5 protein-coding genes are annotated in these 3,794 nt (G+C 70.9%); 1 reads left to right on the forward strand and 4 read right to left on the reverse strand.

Going from position 1 to position 3,794, the window contains the following annotated elements:
• A partial coding sequence (locus tag B8460_RS23045) for a hypothetical protein (RefSeq protein ID WP_206742642.1) occupies positions 1–264 on the forward strand: 264 nt, incomplete at its 5' end.
• On the opposite strand, the gene phoB is transcribed toward B8460_RS23045, so the two are convergent.
• From phoB to pstS, 4 genes are all read right to left on the reverse strand, one after another.
• Complete coding sequence (phoB, locus tag B8460_RS06410) at positions 237–989, reverse strand: phosphate regulon transcriptional regulator PhoB (protein ID WP_048860756.1); 753 nt, start codon at positions 987–989, stop codon at positions 237–239. The genes B8460_RS23045 and phoB overlap by 28 nt on opposite strands.
• A 29-nt stretch (positions 990–1,018) precedes the next feature.
• Positions 1,019–1,738, reverse strand: a complete 720-nt coding sequence (phoU, locus tag B8460_RS06415; RefSeq protein ID WP_048860754.1) for a phosphate signaling complex protein PhoU — start codon at positions 1,736–1,738, stop codon at positions 1,019–1,021.
• A 21-nt stretch (positions 1,739–1,759) separates the two neighbouring features.
• Complete coding sequence (pstB, locus tag B8460_RS06420) at positions 1,760–2,527, reverse strand: phosphate ABC transporter ATP-binding protein PstB (RefSeq protein WP_048860757.1); 768 nt, start codon at positions 2,525–2,527, stop codon at positions 1,760–1,762.
• Positions 2,528–2,708: 181 nt separating this feature from the next.
• Positions 2,709–3,737 carry a phosphate ABC transporter substrate-binding protein PstS gene (gene pstS / locus B8460_RS06425; RefSeq protein WP_048860755.1) on the reverse strand — a complete coding sequence of 343 codons (1,029 nt, stop codon included), beginning with the start codon at positions 3,735–3,737 and terminating at the stop codon, positions 2,709–2,711.
• Positions 3,738–3,794: the final 57 nt, after the last annotated feature.

Below are 3,794 nucleotides of genomic sequence, written 5' to 3' on the forward strand. Positions count from 1 at the left end.
GCGCGGGCCCCGACGGCGCCCATCGTCAGGCCGGCCGCGATCGCCGCCGCGCCGAGAAGTGTCTTGGTGCTCATGGTTCGTCCTTTCGTCCGCGTCGTGTCCGGCGACGGTCGCCCGGCGGCGCGCCAGGAAGGCGGCGCGCGCCCGAAGCGGGCCGTCGCGATGCGCCTTCAACACGCGCCTATGGACGAGGTTCCGATGCCCGCGGGTAAAACCGGCCCGCGGCCGCGCGCCGGTCAGAGCGGCTCGGTATCCAGCGCATAGCCGGCGGCGCGCACGGTTCGGACCACGTCAAGCTCGTCCGCGCCGTTGATCGACTTGCGCAGGCGGCGGATATGCACGTCGACGGTGCGCGGCTCGACATGGATGTCCTTGCCCCACACCGCGTCCAGCAACTCCTCGCGCGAGAACACGCGGCGGGGATGCTGCATCAGGAACTCCAGCAGGCGGAACTCCGTGGGGCCCAGATGGATTGGCCGCCCGTTGCGCGTCACGCGATGCGTCGACAGGTCCATGGTGATGTCGTGAAACGTCAGCTGTCCCTTGACCGGCACGGCGTTGGAGCGGCGCAGCAGGGCGCGGATGCGCGCCAGCAGCGCCTCCATGTTGAACGGCTTGCCGATATAGTCGTCGGCGCCGGTGTTGAGGCCGCGCACCGCGTCCTGATCCTCAGTACGGGCGGTGACCATGATCACCGGCAGGTCGCGGGTCGCCGGGCGGCGGCGGATCTGGCGGCAGACCTCGATGCCGCTCATCACCGGCAGCATCCAGTCGAGCAGCACGAGATCGGGTTGCGCCTCGGCGATGCGGGTCAGCGCCTCCTGCCCGTCGCCCGCCTCCTCCACGCGGTAGCCCTGTTTTTCGAGGTTGTAGCGCAGCATCGTCGCCAGCGCCGCCTCGTCCTCCACCACCAGGATCAGCGGCTTGGCCAGCGCCGCCGTGCCGTCGTTGCCGCCACGCGGCGACTCGACCGTGATCCGCTCGCTCATCGTCATGCTCATGTCTGATGTTCGGGTGCTTATGCTTCGGGCCGCACCACGGCATAGGCGGAGGTGTCGCCCTTTGGCCGCGCCTGCTCGATCGGGCGGCCGACCGCCGTGTAGTACACCGTCTCCGCCACGTTGGTCGCGTGGTCGCCGATCCGTTCCATGTTCTTGGCGATGAACAGCAGATGCGTGCAGGGCGTGATGTTGCGCGCATCCTCCATCATGTAGGTGATCAGCTCGCGGAAGATGGTGTTGTAGAGGTCGTCGATCAGCTGGTCGGAACGCCACACCTGCATCGCCATGTCGGGGTCGCGCTGCTGCACAGCGTCGATCACCAGCTTGAGGTTCTGCTGCACCAGCCGCGCCATGTTGGCGAGCGCCGACAGGCTGAGCGGCAGGTTGAACTGGTCGAGCACGATGCTGCGCTTGGCCACGTTGGCGGCGTAGTCGCCGATGCGTTCGAAGTCGCCGGCGATCTTCAGCGCGGCGACGACGCGGCGCAGGTCGTCGGCGACCGGCTGGCGCAGTGCCAGCAGGCGGATCACGAAGTGCTCCACCTCGCGTTCCAGCGCGTCGGCGCGCGGATCGAGCTCCACGGCGCGGGTCGCGGCCTCGCCGTCGCGCGACATGATCGCCTCCGCCGCCAGCGCGACCTGATTCTCCACCACGCCGCCCATCTCGGCGAGCAGGGTGTCGAGGCGTTTCAGTTCCTGTTCGTAGCTGCGCACAACGTGCTCGCCGTCAGTGGCCATGCCGCTCTCCGCCCCTGGGCCTCAACCGAACCGCCCGGTGATGTATTCGCGCGTGCGCGGCTCGCGCGGCGCGGTGAAGATCTGTCCCGCGGGTCCCACCTCGATCAGCTCGCCAAGGTAGAAGAACGCCACCTGATCGGCGCAGCGGGCCGCCTGCTGCATGTTGTGCGTCACGATGGCGATGGTGAAGTCGACCTTCAGCTCGTCGATCAGCTCCTCGATCTTCAGCGTGCTGATCGGATCGAGCGCGCTGGTCGGCTCGTCGAGCAGGATCACCTCCGGGCGCACCGCGATGGTGCGGGCGATGCACAGGCGCTGCTGCTGCCCGCCCGACAGGCCGGTGGCGGGCGTCGCGAGCCGGTCCTTGACCTCGCCCCACAGCGCCGCGCGGGTCAGCGACCATTCGACGCGCTGATCCAGCTCCGCCTTGCTCAGCCGTTCGTGCAGGCGCACGCCGAAGGCGACGTTGTCGTAGATGCTCATCGGAAACGGCGTCGGCTTCTGGAACACCATGCCGACGCGGCTGCGCAATTCGTCGACGCCGATGTCGCCGCCGATGATGTCGCGCCCCTCGAGCAGGACCTGACCTGTCGCGCGCTGTCCCGGATAGAGGTCGTACATGCGGTTGAGGCAGCGCAGCAGCGTGGACTTGCCACAGCCGGACGGCCCGATCATGCCGGTCACGGTGCGGTCCGGCAGGTCGAGGGTGACGCCCTTCAGCGCCCGGTTCGCGCCATAGAAGAAATCGAGGTTGCGGATGGCGATGCGCGGCGGCGCGTCGCCCCCCATGGCGGCCGATTCGGACGCCGTCCCGGACGCAGAACCGGGCATGGGTGCCGGCGTGCCGGCATTGGTCGTGACGCTCATGTGCGGCCTCTTGTCCTGCTCGATGCCGGTCGCGTCCCCGCGCGTCCCGTCCCCGCGGACCGTGACGAACGGCCGGCGGCCCGGCAGGGGCGCGCGGCGCGGGTCATCGGATGTCGGCCGCCCAGTCGCGGCGGACACGCGCCTTCACCGCGGCCGGCAGGGGGATGTAGTCGAGCCGTTCGGCGATATCGTCGCCATTCTTGATCGCCCAGTCGAAGAACGCCACCACCGCCGACGCGCGCGCGCGGTCGCGGCGGTCGCGGGGCAGTTCGACGAAGGTCGCGGCGACGATCGGCCAGGCGCGGGGGCCGGGCTGGTCGATCAGGTCCACCGCGTAGTCCACGGCATGCGCCCAGTCGGCGCCCGCGGCGGCGGCGGCATAGGTCGTGGTGTCGGGGGGGACGTAGCGGCCGTCGTGATTGCGCAGCCGCACGGTCGCCAGATGGGCCCGGGCGGCATAGGGGCTGCCGACATAGCCGATGGCGCCGGGCGTGCCGCGCACGGCGGCGGCCACGCCGTCATTGCCGCGCGCCCCGGCGCCGGCCGGCCAGGCGACGCTGGTGTTGGCGCCGATGTCGCTTTTCCACCGCGCGCTGACCGCCGAGAGATAGGCGGTGAAGAGATAGGTCGCGCCGGCGCCGTCGTCGCGGTGAACGGGGGCGACCGGCAGTCCGGGCAGGGCGAGACCGGGATTGAGGGCGGCGATGCGCGGATCGTCCCACCGGCCGATGGTGCCGGCAAAGATATCGGCCAGGACCGCGCCGCTCAGCCGGAGCGCGCCGGGCGCGACCCCCGGCAGGTTGACCACGATGACGAGCGCGCCGAGGGCGGTCGGGAATTGCAGCAGGTCGCCCGAAGCGAGCCGCGCCGGGCTCATCGGGGCATCGGTCGCGCCGAAATCGACGGCGCGGGCGAGGATGCGGCGCTGTCCGGCGCCGGAGCCGACCGCCTGATAGTCGAGATCGAGATGGATCGCCGGCTTCGCCGCGGCCGCCCATTCCCGGTAGAGCGGGGCGGCGAAGGTCGAGCCCGCCCCGGTGATCGGCCGCACCCCGGCGGATGGCTGCGCGGCGGCGGCGACGGCGGATGCCGCCAGGGCCGCGAGCACGAGCGCAGTCGACACGGGACGCATGCATCCTCCTTCCGGCGGGCGACACCCCGGCGCGCCGGCGGGCGACCCGGGGCGGAC

Origin of the sequence: Acidisphaera rubrifaciens HS-AP3, from assembly GCF_000964365.1 — a bacterium.
Lineage (GTDB): Bacteria > Pseudomonadota > Alphaproteobacteria > Acetobacterales > Acetobacteraceae > Acidisphaera > Acidisphaera rubrifaciens.